Here is a 19,423-nt window from a genome sequence, read left to right as displayed (position 1 = left end):
CTTTGAGAAGCACCTCCCGACCTGCGTGTGGCCTAGCTCTCAAAGCTGCCTTCCGAAATCTCTATTCCTCACAACGAGCAATCCGAAAACTAAGACACACATCACCCCTGCACCAATACTAAGGGCAGAAGCACCCCAAAGACTCGATATTGCCCCTCCGAGCGCACCACCGATGCCTACACCAAAATTGAAGATAGTAACGAAAAAGGACTGTGCAATGTCTGCCAAGTTAACTGCATTTCTGGCTAAGGCAGTCTGCAGAACTGTCGGTGCACCACCAAACCCCAGTCCCCAGACGATTATTCCAGAAATGAAAAAATAGTTGGGAGCTGCCGGTACCGACAAGAGCAAGAATCCTAAAAGCATCAACGCGCCTGAGATTAGACCAGTCAGGAACAATCTCTTATCTACAACGACAGCAGTAAGTAAAATACTGATCCCCGCAGAAATCCCGAAAAATAGAAGCACGACATCTACGCCAAGAGCTATTCCCACACCACTAGTTAAAGGTTGAATGTACGTGTAAACCATGTTGTGCGCTACTGTCCAGCCGAAGAGCGCTACAAGCACCCCCATCACACCAGGCATCAAAATCGATCTCTTAAGAACTTTGGTTCCTGGGCCATCTCCAACAAGTCCCGGCCGGGGAGGAACTGTAAACATAATCCATAACGCCAAAACGATGGATGCAACTGTTAGCATGCCGAGCGTCAATCTCCAACCAAAGTGTTGACCCCCTAATGCACCAAGCGGGACTCCAAAAGCTAAGGCGAAAGGCTGCCCAAAACCGATAATGGCAAGTGCGCGACCTTGGTTTTCCGAACTGACTATACTCCGAGCGTAATTTGCCACAAGGCCCCAAACGACGCCTCCAGCCATACCGGCAAGAAACCTAGCAAGAAAGGCTAACCACAAATACGAAGTAATAGCAGTGAGAGCGTTGAAAACGCCAAGCCCCATGATAGCTATAACCAAAAGACGCTTACGCGGCATTTTTCGAGTTGCTGTCATCACCGGTATTGCAGCCACCACAGATCCAGCTGCATAAGCGGTTAGAAACTGTCCTACTTTTCCCGTTGTCGTTCCAAAGGACTCACCCATATCAACCAAAACCCCCGTAGGAATGGTCTCGGTCATTATGGCCAAGAAAGCGGCAAACGCTAACCCTGTCAATTGTAGGACTGGTATATCTGCTTTCGATTTCCGATTCGACATGATTGGCAATAATCAATCTTCCTAAAATGCTCGCAGTCCGGTCTCCCTACATCCGGAGTGCAATCAACGTAGATTCTGGCTCCCTATCCTCCTCTATGCGCTTTCCAATCTTGTGCTTCCACAAAATACGTATCGAATTCATCTTCTCGACGGGCAAGCTCATCTTCAGGCGCCTTGCCACTCATTATCCCTCCCAAGATACGGAAATACTCAAACCTCTCCACACCGGGTGCGATAGTTACCAGTACATCCGCATCGCTACCCTTAGCGGCTCCAAAAGCATGAGGAACACCCGGAAGAACCAATGCGCAATCACCCGCACCTAGCTGGTAAATGTGGCCATCCTCCCAAAACTCCAGTTCCCCTTTAGTGACGTAGAAGAACTCACACGAAATCTTATGAAGATGTGGAACGGCTCCCTCACCCCCATCAAAAAGTTGAATATTTTGTACACTCACATGCCCTTTTGCATCCGAGGCATCCACCAGCAATCTTGCCTTCGGAAGGCGAGAGGAGGAAGCATCTGCCACTATTTCGGGTTCAGAAATTAACATCTTAAATCTCCATTGGTTGTTCGCTGACGAACTATATAGTTCGCTACCGAACTTCTTTTGTCAAGCGCTACACTAAGTTTCAGCAACCCGAAAGGAACAAAATGGACCCCATCTCCACAGCCATGAACAAATGGACGAGGATAAATCCCCACGTCGATGTGGATGCAATGGAAACAACCCTTCGCCTCACCCATCTGTTAAGAGCAATCAAAAACGAAGTGACGACCATCCATAAACAAGCTGAATTAGCTCCGGGCGACTTCGATGTTCTAGCAACGATCCTCCGCCAGGAAAACATCACCCCGGGACAACTTGCACACGCCCTACTTCTGTCAAAGGCCGGTATTACCGGAAGACTTAACAAGCTCAAAAAGCAAGGACTCATTGATGAAGAAATAAATCTTAGCGATAAGCGAGGAAAAACTCTGACACTAACGCCAGAAGGACACGACCGAATAATGTCCATCGTTGAAGCCCATGCCACAGCTGAGCGAAAAGCCCTCAACCACCTGTCCAGTACACAACAGGATGAACTGCTCGAATTGCTACGATCTTGGAGCAAAGAAAGCCCAGTCTAAACGACAGGATGTGTTGGCGAGGTTAGATGGTTGGCCATTCTGGCGTGCTAGCTACCTTGGTTCACGATGAGAGGATGAGTAAGGATCCTCCTCGATCCCCCATCTGTAGCGAGGTGTGCACCAAACACGAAATGACAAGTGCTGGTCGCCAATGATGGCGATGCCGCACTTGCAAGGCCACCCTCACCCGCGTCAACGACGACGCAGTACAGTCCAAACGGCTCCGCCTTTTCATCTTTAGGCTCATGTGAGGCCACAGCCTAGCAGAGCCAGCTAAAAACTGTGGAGTTTCACTGCGAACTTTGCAACGCCGCTTCAAAACGTTCTGGCTTATCTGACCTCCCCTAAGCGTTGAAAAGCAGCGAATCTTCTTCGACGGCACCTACTTCAACGCCAAGGTCCTTGTCGTGGCCACTGACTCCTGCCGTGTCACCAACTGGTTCTGGTATACGAAAGAATCCTCCTGATCCTGCATGCGCTTGCTGGACGAACTAGCCCTACCAAAACTGGCGACCTGTGATGAGGATTCCGGAGGACTTGAGGGACTACGCCACCTGTGGCCGAAGACCCCTGTTGAGGGTTAAAGGATAAAAAGTGCGTCCGCGTCCCTACGTAACCGTTGAACACACCTCACAAACCACCACATCATAGCTCCCCGAAAACTGTTCCCTGCACTTACAATCCTCGACCAGTAAAGTTTAGAAAAAGAAAGAAACCGGAAGTCACGAACCCATTCGAGTTTGTTACTCCCGGTCTCGCAGTTTGTTCAACTGCTTGCTGTGGGCGAAGGGGGACTTGAACCCCCACGTCCCGAAGGACACTGGCACCTGAAGCCAGCGCGTCTGCCATTCCGCCACTCGCCCGAGTGACTATGTAGGACACATGGTATTCACCACAGTGTTTACACTGTCTTGCCTGCTAAAGCTCAACATTCCGAACTGGAAGCGATGCCCGCTGGCAACGAAATGAAACTCTAGCACGATGCATGCGCGCTTCCAAAAATCGCCTCTGACCTGCTAGAAAGTGCACGATACCCGGCATTGCCCCTATAATGGCCAACTACACACTCGCACAGTGACTGATTTTTCGCGCATGTCTGCCTCGTGGACGTACTCGCAGCGACGGGGCGCGACTTGCACAGCACAACCTGCCACCCGGCGCCTGGGCAAACTGCTGACCAGCTGTTTCGCCTACGGCGCTACAGGCATGCGACTGCATTAGAAAAACACAGGATGACACAGGAGGACTACGGACAATGAGTCTGTTTGGACGTATCAAGAAGCTCGACAACTCGCTGCAGCGCGGGTTGGATAACGGCTTCGCACGTGTCTTCGGCGGCGAGGTTGTCCCGACCGAGATCGACGAGGTTCTTAAGCAGTATGCAGAGGAATCCGTCATGACAGATGCCCAGGGTCGCCGCCTGGCGCCCAGCTACTTCCAGGTTTTGGTCAGCACCCGCGATTACGCCAGCCTCACCGAGTCCCGCCCGCGCCTGGCCGAGGAGATGGGCGATCGCCTCAGCCGTTTCATCCGTAATCAGGGCTGGCGAACTAACGAGCCGGTCAAGGTGAATCTTTCTGCCCACGAGGGCCTGCACTCCGGCCAGATGCGCGCCGACGCGCGTTTCGATGTGCCTCACGCTGCCGATGACGCTGATCACCCGGCGTGGCCGTCGTCGCAGTCCGGCGAGCGCTCTTTGGTGTCGCAGGATTATGACGCCCACAGTCACAACAGCAACCCGATCAACAGAACTGACGATTCGGGCGCGGGCAGGTCTCTGGGAGATTTGGTCTCGCCAGCGGAAGCACCGAACCAGGAAGGCAGCGCCGGTAATGAGTTTTCCGGTGCAGCCGGAGCGACAGGCGCAACTGGCGCAGCCGGCGCCGCGGGACTCGGCGGGGCCGCAGCCGTGCACCACGCCTCCCCGGATTTCGCCCGTAAGCAGTCGGAGAACCAGCCTCAGCAGCCCAACCAACCAGCCCAGCCACAAGAGCAGTCACCAGCCCAGCCACAAGAGCAGGTCGCCGACAATTTTGAGCACCCAGCCAGCTACCCGGGCACCGAAGTCATCGCGCAGACCACACCTTCCCCCATCCGCGGCGGCGAAGGCGCGGGCGAGGGCGAAGGCGAGCTAAAGGTCACCCTCACCCTGCACGACGGTTCGGATCGCACCTATGAACTGCGCAAGGGCAGCAACATCATTGGCCGTGGCAACGGGGTGGATCTGCGCATTCCCGATACCGGTGTCTCCCGCCAGCACGCGGACATTACCTGGGATGGCTTCGATGCCATCCTGACGGATCTACAGTCCACCAACGGCACGTCCGTCAATGGCACTCCGATCGAAAATTGGCTGCTGGCCAACGGCGATGTGATTTCGATGGGGCACTCCGAAATTGGGGTTGAGTTCCACTAACGCCCCCGAATCGAATCCTTTTTCTTTTCTCGTCTACTCCTCCGGGGTCATCTAAACTAGGCTATTCACATACACATGTGGCCCACTGGCCATGTGCAGCCCTGCTAGTCGAAGCGCTAGCCGACCTTGTTTGAGGAGTTGAAAACCGTGCAGACCACGCTGCTTTTGCTGGTCAAGATTGGCCTGCTGCTTTTGCTGTGGTTCTTCATCTGGATGACAGTTCGCTCCCTCAAGAAGGATGCAGACCGAACTTCCGGGCTCGCCCCGGCCGGAATGGCACCGGTCGCTGCGGGTTATGGGCCGCCCATGAACGAACCCTCGTCCTCCGGTTCCGCTTTCCGCAGGCACAAGGCCCCCCGTTCCCTGGAACTGACTTCTGGTCCATTGACCGGCACCACGCTAAACCTCAAGGGCTACGAGGAAATCTCCATCGGCCGTTCGCAGTCTTGCACTTTGGTCTTGGAGGACGATTTCGCCTCCGGTTCCCATGCCCGCCTGATCCACCGCGGATCCGATTGGTACGTGGAAGACCTCGATTCCCGCAACGGCACGTGGGTAGGCAACGAGCGCCTGGACCAGCCCGTTAAGCTTTCCGCCGGTATGGAAATCCGCATCGGCCAGACCCACGTGAGGATGGACGCATGACCGACGGCACGAAAGGCAACGCCGGCGGCCCCGCCGACACCGGCTCCACACTGAACTTCGCGGCGTGCTCCGACCGTGGCCTGGTCCGCGGCAATAACGAGGACTCCGCCTACGCCGGGCCACACCTGCTGGCTCTGGCCGACGGAATGGGTGGCCACGCGGCCGGCGAGGTTGCCTCTCAGTTCCTCATCAATGCGCTCAGCCCCCTGGATTCCCCGCTGATCGACGAACCCGACAACCGCGATCAACTGGAAAACCTGCTGGCCACGGCCACCGATGAAGGTAACCAGGACATCGCCGCACACGTCGACGAACACCCGAACCTCGATGGCATGGGCTGCACCCTGACCTCCATGCTCTTCCGCGAGGACGAAGTGGCCATTTGCCACATCGGCGATTCCCGCGGCTACGTGTTGCGCGACGGCAATCTGCGCCAGATCACCAAGGACGACACGTTCGTCCAGTCCCTCGTCGATGAAGGAAAGCTCGCTCCCGAGGACGTCAGCAGCCACCCGCAGCGCTCCCTGATCCTCAAGGCCTTGACCGGCCGCCCCGTCGAGCCCACCCTGTGGCGCGAAAAGACGCAGGTCGGCGACCGATTCATGCTCTGCTCCGACGGACTTTCGGACCCGGTGAGCCCCGACACGATCCGCGAAATTCTCTCCCACGGCACACCGGAAAAGGCCGCCCGCAAGCTCGTCGAGATGGCGCTGCGCGGTGGCGGCCCCGATAACGTCACGGTCGTTGTCGCTGATGTTGTTGGGTTCGACGCCGACTCCAACACCCCCACAGATCCGGAGCTAACCCTCCCACCCCGCCCGGTGTTGGCGGGCGCTATTGCGGGGGAGGCAACGGATATGCCACGCCCGAATTCTTCGGCGGCCCGCGCAGCGGCAATTCAGGGACTATCGACGACGACGGCGTCACCAAAAAAGGACGAAGTAGACGACGAAACCGAACCAGCGACACCCGGCGTAACCCGCACGGCGGCCCGCACCGAAGGTCGCGATGACGGAAAGGGCGCCGGCAAATCCGGCAAGACCGATAAACCCAAGAAGTCCCGGCGCGGCCTGTGGGTTACCCTCGCGATCGTCCTAGTCGTAGTGCTGGGCGCAGCCGCGGCGGGCTACATCACGTACCAACGGATCAAAGACACGTACTACGTGGCGGAGGAAAACTCGCAGATCAAAGTTATGAACGGCACCGATGCCTCCGTGCTGGGTATAAAGCTGAACTCCGTTAAACAGGACATCTGCCTGGAAGACGACGGCACGGCAAAGCTAGTGGATCCGGGTGCAGGCGATGGCTGCCACCTGTTTACGACCTCCGACCTCACCCCGGCAGCGCAGGGCGCGCTGGAGGATCTGCCGGAGGATTCCTACGAGAAGGTCGTCAGCCAGGTGAATCGGCTGGCGGAGCAAACTCTGCCGGTGTGTGTGACGCGGGTGCCTTCCGATAAGGAAAGTAAGAAGGACGACCGCAACGATTCGGAGCGCCGCAGCGGCGGCGATCCGGCGGACCTCACGACCCCCGGAGTGTCCTGCCGCGAGGTGAAGTAGCCTATGAAGCTTTTTAGCCGACGTACTGAGGCCGGTCTACTGCTGCTGGCTGCGATTATCCTGCTGCTGGCCATCGTGGCGCTGGAGATCTCCCAGGGTAAGGAAATCACCTCCGAAGTGTTTTACCTGGTCGGAGGTTTCTTTGCGACGTTCTTGGTCGCGCACCTGGTGGTGTGCTGGACCGCCCCGGAGGCCGACCAGATCATGCTGCCCATCGCCGCGCTGCTAAATGGCGTGGGCCTGGTGATGATCTACCGTCTGGACCTGGGGTCGGGGCGCGAGCTAGCCAAATCGCAGATCATGTGGACCGCCCTGGGCGTGATCCTTTTCTGCCTGGTGATCGGCTTTTTAAGGGATCACCGTTCGCTCCAGAACTACTCCTACCTGCTGGGTCTGGCGGGGCTGATTCTGACTGCCCTGCCGATCGTGTGGCCGACCTCCCTGAACGCGGATGCGAACGTGTGGATCAGTATCGGCCCGTTCTCCATCCAGCCCGGCGAGTTCGCCAAGATCATGCTGCTGCTGTTCTTCGCCGCGCTACTGGTGAATAAGCGCCGCCTGTTCACCGTTGCCGGCAAGTCCTTCCTGGGGCTGCAGTTCCCTCGCCTGCGCGACCTGGGTCCGCTGTTCTTGGTGTGGGGCATCGCCCTGATGATCATGGCCGCACAGAACGACTTCGGTCCCGCACTGCTGTTGTTCGGCACCGTGCTGGGCATGCTGTACATTGCCACCAACCGCGCCTCGTGGCTGGTGCTGGGCCTGGGTCTGGCCTTCGTCGGCGCATTCGGCGTGTACCAGATCTCGGCGAAGATTCAGGATCGCGTGTCCAACTTCGTCGACCCCCTGGCGAACTACGACGGCAACGGCTTCCAGCTTTCCCAAGCCCTGTTTGGCATGTCCTTCGGCGGCGTGACCGGTCGCGGCCTGGGTGGGGGCTACCCGAACAACATCCCCGTCGCGCACTCCGACTTCATCCTGGCTGCTATCGGCGAGGAACTAGGACTGATCGGCCTGGCCGCCGTGCTGCTTTTCTATGCAGTGTTCGTCTCCCGCGGATTCAACACCGCTATGCGGGCCAGCGATTCCTACGGCAAGCTGGTCGCCGCGGGCTTGGCGCTGACAATCGCCATCCAGGTTTTCGTGGTCACGGGCGGTATTTCGCGCCTGCTTCCCATGACGGGCCTGACCACGCCATTCCTCTCCCACGGTGGTTCGTCGCTGTTGGCGAACTACATACTGTTGGCAATTATTCTGCGTATTTCTCATGACGCCCGCACGCCCCAGGCCATCAAGGAAGGAGAGGAAGCATGAATCGCTCCATCCGCGCGGTAGCCATCTTTAGCTTCATCTTGGTCATGGCTCTGATCGCAAACCTGACGTACATCCAGGCCTTCCAGCAGAAGTCGCTGGCGCATAACCCGCTGAATTCGCGTCAATTCCTAGAGGCCAAGTCGCAGGAACGCGGCAGGATCACCGCCGGCGGCCAGGTGCTGGCGCAGTCGGTGAAGGATTCCGAGGACTTCTACGACCGTGAATATCCCTACATGTCCGCCAAGTACGGCTCCGTCATCGGCTACCTGTCGGATCAGTACGGTGCATCGGGCATTGAGTCCTCGCAGAACTCCATCCTCACCGGTGAAGACGATTCCCTATTCGCCACCCGCACATGGGACATGCTGACGGGTAAGGAAGTCGGCGGGGCGAACGTTGAGCTGACCCTGAACCCGAAGGTTCAGGAGGTCGCCTACGATCAGCTGGCCAACAAGGGCTACTCAGGTTCCGTAGTGGCGCTGCGCCCCTCGACGGGCGAGGTGCTGGCGATGGCCAGCACCCCCTCTGCCGACCCGGGCAGGATTGTCGGGCCTCCGGCGGAGGAGGCGAAGGCGAACTTCGACAACTACGCGCAGGACGAGTCCTCTCCCCTGCTGAACCGCTCGACGCAGCAGATCCAGCCTCCGGGCTCGACGTTCAAGGTGATCACCACCGCCGCTGCTCTGAATGACGGCGATAACCCGAATACCTCTGTGACCGCCGCGTCCCAGATCACTCTGCCGGGTACGAATACCACCCTGGAGAACTACGGCGGGGCGGCCTGCGGCGGAGGCGGCACCACGACCCTACGCGAGGCCTTCAAGCGCTCCTGCAACACCGCATTTGTGGAGATGGCCAACCGCCACGGCACGGATAAGTTCAAAGATGTCGCCCGTGCTTTCGGCGTGGGCGAGAAGGACGACTACCTGGGTCTGCCCCTGGAGCCCTCCCGCCTGGGCGACATCCCCGACGATGCAGCGCTGGGCCAGTCCTCCATCGGCCAGCGCGACGTGGCGCTGACCCCGCTGCAGAATGCGGTCATCGCCGCCACCATCGCCAACGGCGGTGTTCGCATGAAGCCCTACCTGGTCAGCAAGATCACCGGCCGTGACCTGTCCACCCTGCGCACCACCAAGCCGCAGAAGGCGGGCAGGGCGATCCCGGAGAAGACGGCCGACACGCTGAAGGAACTGATGGTGGACGCCGAGAAGTGGGCCGGTGGGGATGCCTCCATCGCCTCGAAGACGGGTACCGCCGAGCACGGTGAGGATTCCCGCAACTCGAAGCCGCATGCCTGGTACATCGCGTTTTCCACCAGCGCCGACGTGGCGGTAGCGGTTCTCGTGGAGAATGGTGGCGACCGTGGTCAGGCCGCAACCGGTGGCTCGGTGGCTGGTCCCATCGGACGTGCCGTCATCCATGCAGCTGAGAAGGAGCAGCAGTAGCCATGAGCGATTCCCAACAACCCGACCGCACGGAAATCGAGCGCACACAGCGGCTGCTGGGTGCGCGCTACGAGCTGCAGTGGGTCATTGGCCGCGGTGGCATGTCCACCGTGTGGCTGGCCCGAGATGGCGAAGAAGAGCGCGACGTAGCGGTCAAGATTCTGCGCCCGGAATACACGGAAAATGAAGAGTTCCGCGCGCGCTTCCGCAACGAGGCCGAGGCAGCGCAGGATCTATCCAGCCCCAACGTGGTGATCACCTACGATTCCGGCGAGGTCGAGGACCCCGATAACGGGACGGTGTTCTGCTACATCATCATGGAATACATCCGCGGGGAATCCCTGGCCGATGTGTTGTCGCGCGAATCCGCGCTGCCACAGAACCTGGCGTTGGACGTGTTGGCTCAGACCGCTGCGGGGCTGCAGGCCATCCACGCCGCCGGCCTGGTGCACCGCGACATCAAGCCAGGCAACCTGCTGATTACCTCCGACGGAATGGTCAAGATTACCGACTTCGGCATCGCCAAGGCAGCCGCCGCAGTGCCGCTGACGCGTACCGGCATGGTCGTCGGCACAGCCCAGTACGTCTCCCCGGAACAGGCCCAGGGTGATCAGGTCGGCCCAGCCAGTGACGTCTACTCCCTCGGCGTGGTTGGTTTTGAGATGTTGGCCGGATACCGCCCATTTTCCGGCGATTCAACTGTCTCTGTGGCCATCAAGCACATCTCCGAAACACCTCCAGACCTGCCGGACAACATCAGCCCGAACCTGCGGGAACTTATCAAGGTGTGCCTGCGTAAGAACCCACGCACCCGCTACGCCGATGGCGCGGAGCTCGCGGCCGCCACAGTGCTGGTCGCCGAAGGGAAGCAGCCGCCACCGCCGCACAATGTTCCGGAAGTAAGCACGGAACCGCACCCGCTGACCGAGCAGTTAGGGAACGTAGCCACCGGTCCGGGAACCCGCGTGCCTTCCACGGAAGGCACCGGGCAGCCTGGTTCGCCTTACCCCAGCTCGAACCACACCAGTTCGAACCACACCGGCTCGAACTACCCCGGCTCGGGTTACTCCAACGCGGCATACCCGTCCTCGCACGCGCCCGCCACGGGAACCGGCAACCCCGCACTGGCGCAAGGGGCTAGGGGGACACAGGGGGCGTCACAAAAAAAGAACGGCTTGATCATCGCCGTGTTAGCGCTGGTCAGCATCGCCGCGCTGCTGGTTGCGGCGTACCTGCTGACCAAGGGCGGCGAGGACGAAGCTCCCAACCCCGAAACCATGACCGTGACCAACGAGGTCACGACGAGCCCGACCGAAGAAGAAGGAACGACAGGTCAGGGTGGAACGGTGCCACGAGCAACAGTTAACCCTGGCCCGACGAACACAGCTAATAGCCGGGAGACCCGCCGACCCGAGACCTCTGAAGAAAGTACGGAGACGTCCGAGTCGTCCAGCCCCTCTTTCCCGACATTCCCGACCTTCCCCAACGGCCGGGGCGGCGGCGAGCCCACCGCCGCACCTAATTCGCCGGACGAGCAGAATGGGCCGAATAACCCCAACCGACCAAATAACCCTAACCGCCCGAACACCAACGACAACGCCACGTCGGCGGATAACGACCTGCCCGGGGAGCTCCGCGAACCGAATCTAGAGACCAACAACCAGCCGATTCTGTAGAAAAACTAAGGCCGAGGAACCAGGAACACAGCCCATACAACTATGTCCCTACAACAAGTTCGACTAGGATTTGTTAATCAAAGTGACAAGAGAGCCAATTTGAGGCCTAGATAGCTGGGCAAAGACAACCATCGGCAAGCACCAACAAGTAACAAGTAGCGTAGAGAATAAAGACAAAGGAGCAACGGCGTGGACCGAAATGGCACAACCCTAGGCGGCCGATACCGCCTTGGCGCCACCATCGGCACCGGCGGTATGTCCGACGTCTACGCTGCTACCGATGAGCTGCTGGGTCGCGATGTCGCTGTGAAGATGATGCGCCCCGACCTGGCGCGCGACAAGACCTTCCTGGAGCGTTTCCGCCGCGAGGCGCAGAACGCAGCGAAGCTGAACCACCCGGCGATCGTTGCTGTGTACGACACTGGCCAAACTCCCGACGAGGAAGGCGCCGTGCCGTACATCGTGATGGAGCGCGTACACGGAGAGACGCTGCGCGACATCGTCCAGCATTCCGGCAAGATGAGCCTGAACGACGCCGCCGCGGTGATGTCGCAGGTATGCGATGCCCTGTACTTTTCCCACGAAGCGGGCATTATTCACCGCGATATCAAGCCGGCGAACGTGATGATCACGAATACCGGCGCGGTGAAGGTCATGGACTTCGGTATCGCCCGCGCGCTGAGCGATAGCTCGTCGGCGATGACGCAGACCGCCGCCGTCATTGGCACTGCCCAGTACCTATCGCCAGAGCAGGCGCGCGGACAGTCCGCCGACGCCCGTTCTGATATCTACGCCGCCGGCTGTGTCTTCTACGAACTGGCGACCGGCCAGGCGCCCTTCCACGGCGAATCGCCGCTGTCCGTTGCCTTCCAGCACGTGCAGGAAAACCCGGAGCCCCCGTCCCAGGTGCCCGGCATGCACCTTTCGAAGCGCGAGGCGCTGAGCCTGGATTCCATCACCCTGACCGCGATGGCTAAATCGCCGTCCGATCGTTACGACGATGCGCAAGAGATGGCGACGGATCTTAAGCGCCTTTCGAAGGACCAGCTGCCCCTGGTTGCGCAGGCTTATACCAATGACGCCGATTCGGAAGCAGCGGGTTCCCACCAGGCAGGCTCCGGTGCTGGAACGTTGGCTGCGGGCGCCGCCGGCGTAGCGGCAGGTGCCGCCGGGGCTGGAGCTGCGGGATCCGGTTCCCACTGGGACGACGATCCTCAGACTTCCGTTATCCCCGCCAGCCAAAATGCCAACTTCCCGGGTGCTGCCGGTGCCTCCGGAGCGGCGGGTGCGGCTGGCGCTGCCGGGGCGGACAACGGGGCGTCCTACAACTACGACGAAGACCTCGACGGCGATTATTACGACGACGAATACGGCGATGACGAGTACGGCGACGACTACGATGACGGCGCGTACTACGACGAGGATTACTACGAGGACAAGCCGAAACGCCGCTGGTGGGCGCCAATTGCCTGGGTGGCGGGCATCGCCGCGGTCCTGGCGGGTGGTTACTTCGCGTACCAAGCCGTCACCGACGACGGCGGCGACAAGCCCGTCGAAGCTGAACAAGTGAAGATTCCTAACGTCCAGAACAAGGACCGTGCTGAGGCGCAGAAGCAGCTGGAGGAAGCGGGCTTTAAGGTCAGCGTAGAGGAACAAACCCACGACAAGATCGCGCGTGGCAAGGCTATCGGCACTGATCCCTCTGCCAATGCCTCCGTGGCGCGAGGCACTGAGATTAAGCTGCTGGTTTCCAGCGGTCGCGAGATCACCGACGTGCCCGACCTGACGGGCAAGACCACCGAAGAAGCCTCGAAGCTACTGAAGCAAGCGAAGCTGGCCCTCAACAATGAGGTGAAGGAAGAAGCCAGCAACGACGTGCCCAAGGGCAAGATCATCACGCAGACTCCGCCCCAGGGGTCGCAGGTTTCGGTCGGCACCAAGGTGACGATTACCGTCTCCACTGGCCCCGAGGACGTGCGCGTGCCTGTGGTCACCGGCCAGCAGGTGGAGGATGCACGCGAGAACCTTGAATCCTCCGGCTTCAAGGTAGTCGTGGAGCAGGTCGATTCGACCGAGCCGAAGGGCAAGGTGCTGTCCGCATCGAGCGAGGGCGAGAAGCTGCCGAAGGGTAGCGAGATCACCCTGGAGGTCTCCCTGGGCAACCAGTTCGAGATGCCTTCCCTGCAAGGCAAGAAGTTCGGCGATGTCTTCCGCGAGCTACAGGCCGCCGGCTGGCGTGGCAACCCTGATCAGCTGCACCGGGATAACAAGAACACCCCGGATCTGGGCCGCGTCGACGAGGTGGCGCAGCAGTCCATCCGCGCGGGCGAGGTTGTCAAGCGCGACGAAGACATCACGGTGACCGTCTACGTCTTCAACCTGCTGCCCTAGGTTCGACGCAAGCTGGTTCGGCGCAAGTTCGCCTCCGCCCCAGCACGCCCGGTGCAAACTAAAGCATCGACGCCTCGGCGCTGATCGCGCCTGTGACCTCCAGCTGCTCCTGCACTAAGCGATCGACCAGCTCGCCGGGCACAACCTCCCCCAAGCCAGCACTCTGCCCGGCCTCGTTCAGCCAGTTGGCCAACATCAGGTGGCCGTATTGAGTCATCACGGACTCCGGGTGGAACTGCACAGAGTGGATCGGCAGGCTCCGGTGGCGCATCGCCATAATCATCCCGGAATCCGACGTTGCCGTAACCAGCAGTTCTTCCGGCACGCTTGCCGGGTCGACGGTCAGGGAGTGGTAGCGCGTCACGCGGAATGGGCTTGGCACCCCGGCCAGCACGCCCGTCCCGTCGTGGGTCACGGGCGAGGTCTTGCCGTGGAAAAGCTCGTCCGCCCGCACGACGTGTGCCCCAAAGTGCATACCGATCGCCTGGTGCCCCAGGCACACGCCCAACAGGGGAATCTGCTGATCAACCGCGATCTTCAGGACGTCCAGGGTGCGCCCGGCTGCGCTGGGTTCGCCCGGTCCTGGGGAGACCAGGATCGCGTCGAAGTCCTGCAGCGTTGTGGCCAGCCCATTGCCCTGCAGTTCTGGGGCGTCATTACGCAGCACCACGCAGTCATCCCCGCTGAACCCCAACTGCCCGATGTATTGCACGAGGTTGTAGACGAAGCTGTCGTAGTTGTCGATCACCAGAATCCGCATAGCAATGAGTCTAGCGCGCTGAGTATGCTGCTTTAGCGATATGTGCTGCTAGTATCGTTGGGTACGTAATTTTTGCCCATGGGCGTTCGGCTGGCGCTCACACACCCGGGCTGTGCTTGTGATGTGCTGCTCGTTGCCCGCCAACCGTCCGCTTCGCAGTCAACCCTTTCGAGGTTTCTTAAAATGCCAAAGTCCAAGGTCAATTCCGCTGAGGAGAACTTCTCTAGTTCCTCTTCCACGGATCGTCGCACGCCCGTGAAGCTGAATTCCACCGGTACTCCGCGCTGGTACATCGTTCTGATGCTCGCGCTGATGATCCTGGGTCTGGCGTGGCTGGTTGTTAACTACATCGCTGGTCCGCAGATCCCGTTCATGCGCGACCTGAACGCGTGGAACTACCTGATCGGCTTCGCTCTGCTTATCGTGGGTCTGTTGATGACGATGGGTTGGAAGTAGCTGCCTAGCTAGTAGTGCCACCCCAGGCCTGTCCATATTGTGAAGGCCAGAATGACCGTCGCGGCTGTTGCTGCGATGGTCTTTTTTCTTATGGACGCCCCTTCGCCTCCGCTACTGCCCGCCTCAGTGGAGGCGGTAGCGAACGCAATGACGGTGCCTCCCACGAGCCCGCCGATGTGTCCCCACAAGGAGACGTTGGAGAGCAGCATGGAGTATCCGAGGTTCACCAGCAGCAGGGCGATGGGTCCGCGCAGGTCGCGGTGCTCTACTCGGGAGAGGGCGATGAGCATGGCGAGGAGACCATAGCCGACAGTGGAGGCCCCTCCGACTGGCACCTCGGGTTGGAAATACATGCAAGCCAAGGCACCACCGGCGGCGCTGGCGACGATGAGGCAGAGCATGACGATCGCCCCGTAGTGGCGCTCGACCTCCCTGCCGATCAGGAAGATCAGCAGGGTATTGAAGCCCAGGTGCACCGGGCTTAGGTGCACCAGCGCGGCGGTTAGGATGCGCCACCATTCGCCGTAGAAAGAGACGTTGGCGGCGCTGAAGATCATCTTCAGCCCCAGGTTTTCGCCGCCGAAGGCGAAGGACGATTGGCCGTCGAGTGGGCTGGCAATGTTGCCAGACTGAAAAACCGTCACCCCGTAAACCACGCAGCACGCTACGAGGAAGACGTTGGTGACGGTATAGCGCCGGTAAGGGCGCCGAGTGATCACTCCTGGATCTCTACAGATTCGATGACGACATCGTCCTTCGGGCGATCCATGCGGTCGGTAACCACGCGGGAGATCTTAGCGACGACCTTCTGGGACTCCTTGTCCGTGACCTCGCCGAAAATGGTGTGGCGGTTGTTCAGGTGCGGGGTGGCGGTCACGGTGATGAAGAACTGAGAGCCGTTGGTGCCGGGGCCAGCGTTGGCCATGGCCAGCAGGAACGGGCGATCGAACTGGAGCTCCGGGTGGAACTCGTCGCCGAACTGGTAGCCCGGGCCACCCTTGCCGCTACCCTCCGGGTCGCCGCCCTGGATCATGAAGCCATCGATGATGCGGTGGAAGATCGCACCGTCATAGAACGGGCCTTCGTTGGTGCCGGAGGCGTTGGGCTTGAAGTACTCCTTGGTGCCCTTAGCCAGGCCGACGAAGTTAGCCACGGTCTCCGGCGCGTGATTGCCGAACAGGTCGATGGCAATGTCGCCATGGTTAGTGTGCAGAATTGCGGTTGCAGTCTTGTTAGTCACGGTGCTCCATTGTACTGGAAACTGAAAAACACATCGGATACCCGGGTTCTTAATAATGAGGTATTGCCCATCCCCGGTGAGAATTTTTCTTTAGGATGGGTAGCAGTCCGAATTAAATACATACACAAAAACACTCAGAAGATCCCCAAGGAGCCTTCCCCACGATGAATCCCACCACGCTGAAGTTGGCGCTGCGCGGCGCTAAGCAAGGCCGCACGATGCTCAATAACCGCAAGGAGTTCAAGCGCCGTCAGGAGTTCGACGCGCTGCAGCAGCTCCGCGAGAACCTCGCTTCCGAGGGCGAGCGCGAGGGCATCATCGCCGGTTCCCCCGCCCACGTCAAGGCCGTAGCGGAGCTCATGCGCAAGGAAGAGGGCGCCGCGGCTGCTTTGGAGCAGGCTCGGGCGGCCGCCGCTGCTCGTAAGCGCCACCGCGTGCACAATTCCCCGGATGCCACCGTCGCGGATGTGGCTGACATGGCTTCCACCGGTTTCAACAACACCGCCGACAAAGCTGCTGACAAGGCTGCAGATAAGTCAGAGAAGGCACAGGCCAAGGCTGCTGGGCTGGTGGCGTCACTAAAGAAGAAGGGCAAAGACTTGAACAACATTGACCTGAACGACAAGCTCGGCGTGGATGCCGAGAAGCTGCGCAAGAAGATCGAGAAGCGCACTCAGAAGCTGCGCGACCGTTTCGACAACGCACAGGAAAAGGCTACGAAGAAGGCGGGCAAGCAGGCTGCCAAGCGCGAGAAGAAGATCGCGCAGCTGTCCGCAGCGCTGAAGGATAACGCTCAGGATCTGCAGGAACGCGGCCTAGAGGCCACCTCCAAGCTGCGCGAGGATGCCGTCGCACGCGGTGAGGAGCTGGCGAAGACCACCGAGAAGAACCGCAAGCAGCTGAGCAAGAAGCTGGAGGCCACCAAGAAGAAGGCCGCCAAGCGCGCGAAGAAGCAGGCCAAGGGTGCAGAGAAGGATGCCCGGAAGCGTGCAGCGAAGCTGGACAAGAAGGTTGCTCGCACCACCAACAAGGTGCAGAGCAAGGCTCTGGCGAAGGCCGAGCGCAAGGCCGCTGCGAAGCGTGCGAAGAGCGAGAAGAAGGGTGGCCTGTTCGGCAAGTTCCTGCTGCTGGCCGTGCTCGTAGCCGCTGGTGCCGCTGCATTCAAGTTCCTGCGCGGCGATCAGGCCGCGCCGAAGAACACCCCGAAGGTGCAGGACTTCGCCGACAAGGCCACCGGCGCTGCCGAGAAGGCCAAGGCGAAGGCCGCTGACACTGCCGATCAGGCAAAGGCAAAGGCCGCCGAGGTGAAGGAGAAGGCCGAGCAGAAGGCCGAGGCTAAGGCTGAAAACAAGGCTCCGGGTGCTCCGAGCGCTCCTGGCGCCCCGGGTGCTGGCGTAGCTGTTCCGGGCGCACCGGCTGCCCCGCAGGCAGGTAGCACCCAGGGTGCCGCCGACGTCGAGGAGGCAACAGAGGCCGCCGACGCTGCCGAGGCCGACTTCCCGCTGGCCGAGGGCCCGGGCGAGGATCCGGACGAGGGTGGCAAGCACCGCCTCTAACCCCAGCCCTCCGCTCGCGCGCTGAACCCGGCGCGCGATAATGGCGTACATGACCCCGCGCCGCCTCACTTTCCGCACGATCCCGCTGCCGTTGGCAGACTCTCGGGACATCACCGGAAGTGTCGCGTCGCGGGTCTTTTTGTCTTTATTTAATGACGCCCCCACCGCCACCTGGCTGGACTCTTCCGGCAACGGTGGCGCGATCAGCGTGCTGGCAAACAGCGCTGGCCCTCTCGCGCGAACGTGGCTACCGCGGGTTGCTAGCTCGGCTGAGTTCTTCGCGCAGCTCAGAAGCGCTTTCGCCGAGCCGGTGGAGATCCCCGCGGAATGGCCATGCGACTTCGCCCTCGGCTGGGTGGGTGCGCTGGGCTACGGGATCGAGGACATTGCCCGTTCTCGGGAAGACCACCCTGATGCAGCATTGCTCTTCGCCGACCGGGCGGTTGTTGTCGACCACGAGCGCGCGGTGGCCCACGCGATGGCGCTACTTCCGGGTGTTGACGGGCCCCCGCAGAAGGCTCGCGAGGTGCACGCCAAGCAGCTGGAATGGCTGGATGCCACCGTCGTGGCGGTTCAGGACATCGCGAATGAAGTCTCCGGGCCTGTCCTGGGCTCTGCCCCAGTCGCTACTCTGGGCGGCACTCTTTCAACCGACTGCGCGCCCACCGACTACGCAGCAACCTTCCACTTCGACCAACCGAAGCAGCAGTACTTGGCGAGCATTCAACGCTGCCTGGATTACATCGCCGCGGGCGATAGCTACGAGGTCTGCCTGACGAACACTGCCCGCGGGCCGGCTCTGCGTAACCTCGCTGCCCTTGGGGTCAGCGAACACTCCTCCCGGCAGTCCCCTGCGGCCGCCACCGGCTCCGCCTCCCCAGAATTGCTGGCCTACCTGCGCCTCCGCGAGGTCAGCCCGGTCCCCTACGGCGCATTCTTGCGTTTCTCCCGCCCGGGTGCAGCACCGCTGCACATCCTCAGCGCCTCCCCCGAAAGGTTCCTGAAAGTCTCACCGGCCGGTGCAGTCTCCGCCAAGCCGATCAAGGGCACCCGCCCCCGTGGGAAGGATCAAGCGGCTGACGCCAGGGGGCGTCAAGAATTACAGAGCAACCCGAAGGATCGGGCAGAGAACCTGATGATTGTCGACCTGCTGCGCAACGACCTTGGACGGGTGTGCGATCCGGGCAGTGTGGAGGTCCCGAAAATTTTTTCGGTGGAGAGCTTCTCGCACGTCCACCAGCTGGTTAGCACGATTACCGGCCGGCTCCGCGCGGGGCTTGGCGCCGTCGACGCGATTGAGGCCAGCTTCCCCGGTGGCTCGATGACTGGGGCGCCGAAGATCCGGACAATGCAGATCATCAAGGAGCTGGAGCCGCAGCCACGAGGGCTGTACTCCGGGGCGATCGGCTGGATCTCCCCCAATTCCGCGGCGGAGCTAAACATCACGATCCGCACGCTCATTGATGACGGCAAAGAGTGCTCTTTCGGGGTCGGCGGCGCGATCGTCGCAGACTCGGACCCGCTGGCGGAATACCAGGAAACGCTCGTGAAAGCCGCCGCGCTACTCGATACACTCGGGGGCCACATCGCCTAACATTCTACTCGAAACATTTTCGAGTAC

General features: G+C 60.4%; 17 protein-coding genes, 1 tRNA gene and 1 pseudogene. 13 read left to right on the top strand and 6 right to left on the bottom strand.

The genetic code is table 11. The features are described 5' to 3' along the window. Positions 1-39: 39 nt before the first annotated feature. Positions 40-1,215, bottom strand: a complete 1,176-nt coding sequence (locus L8U58_RS09805; protein ID WP_034980836.1) for an MFS transporter — start codon at positions 1,213-1,215, stop codon at positions 40-42. A gap of 83 nt (positions 1,216-1,298) precedes the next feature. Continuing rightward, complete coding sequence (locus tag L8U58_RS09800; protein WP_080716062.1) at positions 1,299-1,769, bottom strand: cupin domain-containing protein; 471 nt, start codon at positions 1,767-1,769, stop codon at positions 1,299-1,301. Positions 1,770-1,870: 101 nt separating this feature from the next. Here L8U58_RS09800 and L8U58_RS09795 point away from each other — a divergent pair, with 101 nt between their 5' ends. Beyond that, positions 1,871-2,347 carry a MarR family winged helix-turn-helix transcriptional regulator gene (locus L8U58_RS09795; RefSeq protein WP_034973576.1) on the top strand — a complete coding sequence of 159 codons (477 nt, stop codon included), beginning with the start codon at positions 1,871-1,873 and terminating at the stop codon, positions 2,345-2,347. Positions 2,348-2,421: 74 nt separating this feature from the next. Next, positions 2,422-2,925: pseudogene (locus L8U58_RS10290) on the top strand (IS1249 family transposase); the annotation flags it as partial. 202 nt (positions 2,926-3,127) lie between these two features. Here the strand turns inward: L8U58_RS10290 and L8U58_RS09790 are convergent. Further along, positions 3,128-3,210: transfer RNA gene (locus L8U58_RS09790), tRNA-Leu, on the bottom strand. A 211-nt stretch (positions 3,211-3,421) separates the two neighbouring features. Between L8U58_RS09790 and L8U58_RS09785 the strand changes: the two genes are divergently transcribed. The 8 genes from L8U58_RS09785 to pknB all read left to right on the top strand — a co-directional run bounded on the left by L8U58_RS09785 (position 3,422) and on the right by pknB (position 13,790). Beyond that, complete coding sequence (locus L8U58_RS09785) at positions 3,422-3,568, top strand: hypothetical protein (protein ID WP_155271130.1); 147 nt, start codon at positions 3,422-3,424, stop codon at positions 3,566-3,568. Positions 3,569-3,602: 34 nt separating this feature from the next. Further along, positions 3,603-4,763 (top strand): DUF3662 and FHA domain-containing protein, encoded by a 1,161-nt coding sequence (locus tag L8U58_RS09780; RefSeq protein ID WP_269955242.1) that lies wholly within the window; start codon positions 3,603-3,605, stop codon positions 4,761-4,763. 147 nt (positions 4,764-4,910) lie between these two features. After that, entirely contained in the window at positions 4,911-5,408 is a 498-nt protein-coding gene (locus tag L8U58_RS09775) for an FHA domain-containing protein FhaB/FipA (protein ID WP_070550522.1), read from the top strand. Then, positions 5,405-6,967 (top strand): PP2C family protein-serine/threonine phosphatase, encoded by a 1,563-nt coding sequence (locus L8U58_RS09770; protein WP_269955241.1) that lies wholly within the window; start codon positions 5,405-5,407, stop codon positions 6,965-6,967. Before L8U58_RS09775 ends, L8U58_RS09770 begins: the two co-directional genes overlap by 4 nt. A 3-nt stretch (positions 6,968-6,970) precedes the next feature. Beyond that, positions 6,971-8,278 (top strand): FtsW/RodA/SpoVE family cell cycle protein, encoded by a 1,308-nt coding sequence (locus L8U58_RS09765; RefSeq protein WP_034977942.1) that lies wholly within the window; start codon positions 6,971-6,973, stop codon positions 8,276-8,278. Next, positions 8,275-9,723 (top strand): peptidoglycan D,D-transpeptidase FtsI family protein, encoded by a 1,449-nt coding sequence (locus L8U58_RS09760; protein ID WP_034980847.1) that lies wholly within the window; start codon positions 8,275-8,277, stop codon positions 9,721-9,723. Before L8U58_RS09765 ends, L8U58_RS09760 begins: the two co-directional genes overlap by 4 nt. Positions 9,724-9,725: 2 nt before the next feature. Next, positions 9,726-11,399: a serine/threonine-protein kinase gene (locus L8U58_RS09755; protein WP_269955240.1), complete on the top strand. Its 1,674-nt coding sequence runs from the start codon at positions 9,726-9,728 to the stop codon at positions 11,397-11,399. 189 nt (positions 11,400-11,588) lie between these two features. Then, on the top strand, positions 11,589-13,790 hold the full coding sequence (gene pknB / locus L8U58_RS09750; RefSeq protein WP_269955239.1) for a Stk1 family PASTA domain-containing Ser/Thr kinase: 2,202 nt from the start codon (positions 11,589-11,591) through the stop codon (positions 13,788-13,790). Positions 13,791-13,848: 58 nt separating this feature from the next. Here pknB and L8U58_RS09745 read toward each other — a convergent pair whose 3' ends face one another. Then, positions 13,849-14,550 carry an anthranilate synthase component II gene (locus L8U58_RS09745; protein WP_187401944.1) on the bottom strand — a complete coding sequence of 234 codons (702 nt, stop codon included), beginning with the start codon at positions 14,548-14,550 and terminating at the stop codon, positions 13,849-13,851. Positions 14,551-14,733: 183 nt separating this feature from the next. Here L8U58_RS09745 and crgA point away from each other — a divergent pair, with 183 nt between their 5' ends. Beyond that, complete coding sequence (crgA, locus tag L8U58_RS09740) at positions 14,734-15,006, top strand: cell division protein CrgA (RefSeq protein WP_034973599.1); 273 nt, start codon at positions 14,734-14,736, stop codon at positions 15,004-15,006. Positions 15,007-15,014: 8 nt separating this feature from the next. Here the strand turns inward: crgA and L8U58_RS09735 are convergent, their stop codons facing one another. Then, positions 15,015-15,725 carry a rhomboid family intramembrane serine protease gene (locus tag L8U58_RS09735; RefSeq protein WP_155270751.1) on the bottom strand — a complete coding sequence of 237 codons (711 nt, stop codon included), beginning with the start codon at positions 15,723-15,725 and terminating at the stop codon, positions 15,015-15,017. After that, complete coding sequence (locus L8U58_RS09730; RefSeq protein ID WP_034966561.1) at positions 15,722-16,246, bottom strand: peptidylprolyl isomerase; 525 nt, start codon at positions 16,244-16,246, stop codon at positions 15,722-15,724. The genes L8U58_RS09735 and L8U58_RS09730 overlap by 4 nt, the downstream gene beginning before the upstream one ends. 164 nt (positions 16,247-16,410) lie before the next feature. Between L8U58_RS09730 and L8U58_RS09725 the strand changes: the two genes are divergently transcribed. Both L8U58_RS09725 and L8U58_RS09720 read left to right on the top strand, forming a co-directional pair. Further along, positions 16,411-17,802: a hypothetical protein gene (locus L8U58_RS09725; protein ID WP_269955238.1), complete on the top strand. Its 1,392-nt coding sequence runs from the start codon at positions 16,411-16,413 to the stop codon at positions 17,800-17,802. A 40-nt stretch (positions 17,803-17,842) separates the two neighbouring features. Continuing rightward, positions 17,843-19,396, top strand: a complete 1,554-nt coding sequence (locus tag L8U58_RS09720) for an anthranilate synthase component I family protein (RefSeq protein WP_420839886.1) — start codon at positions 17,843-17,845, stop codon at positions 19,394-19,396. The last annotated feature ends 27 nt before the right edge of the window (positions 19,397-19,423 follow it).

This window comes from Corynebacterium macclintockiae, from assembly GCF_027570165.1.
Classification (GTDB): Bacteria; Actinomycetota; Actinomycetes; order Mycobacteriales; family Mycobacteriaceae; genus Corynebacterium; species Corynebacterium macclintockiae.
This window is presented reverse-complemented; position numbering and strand designations above follow the sequence as displayed.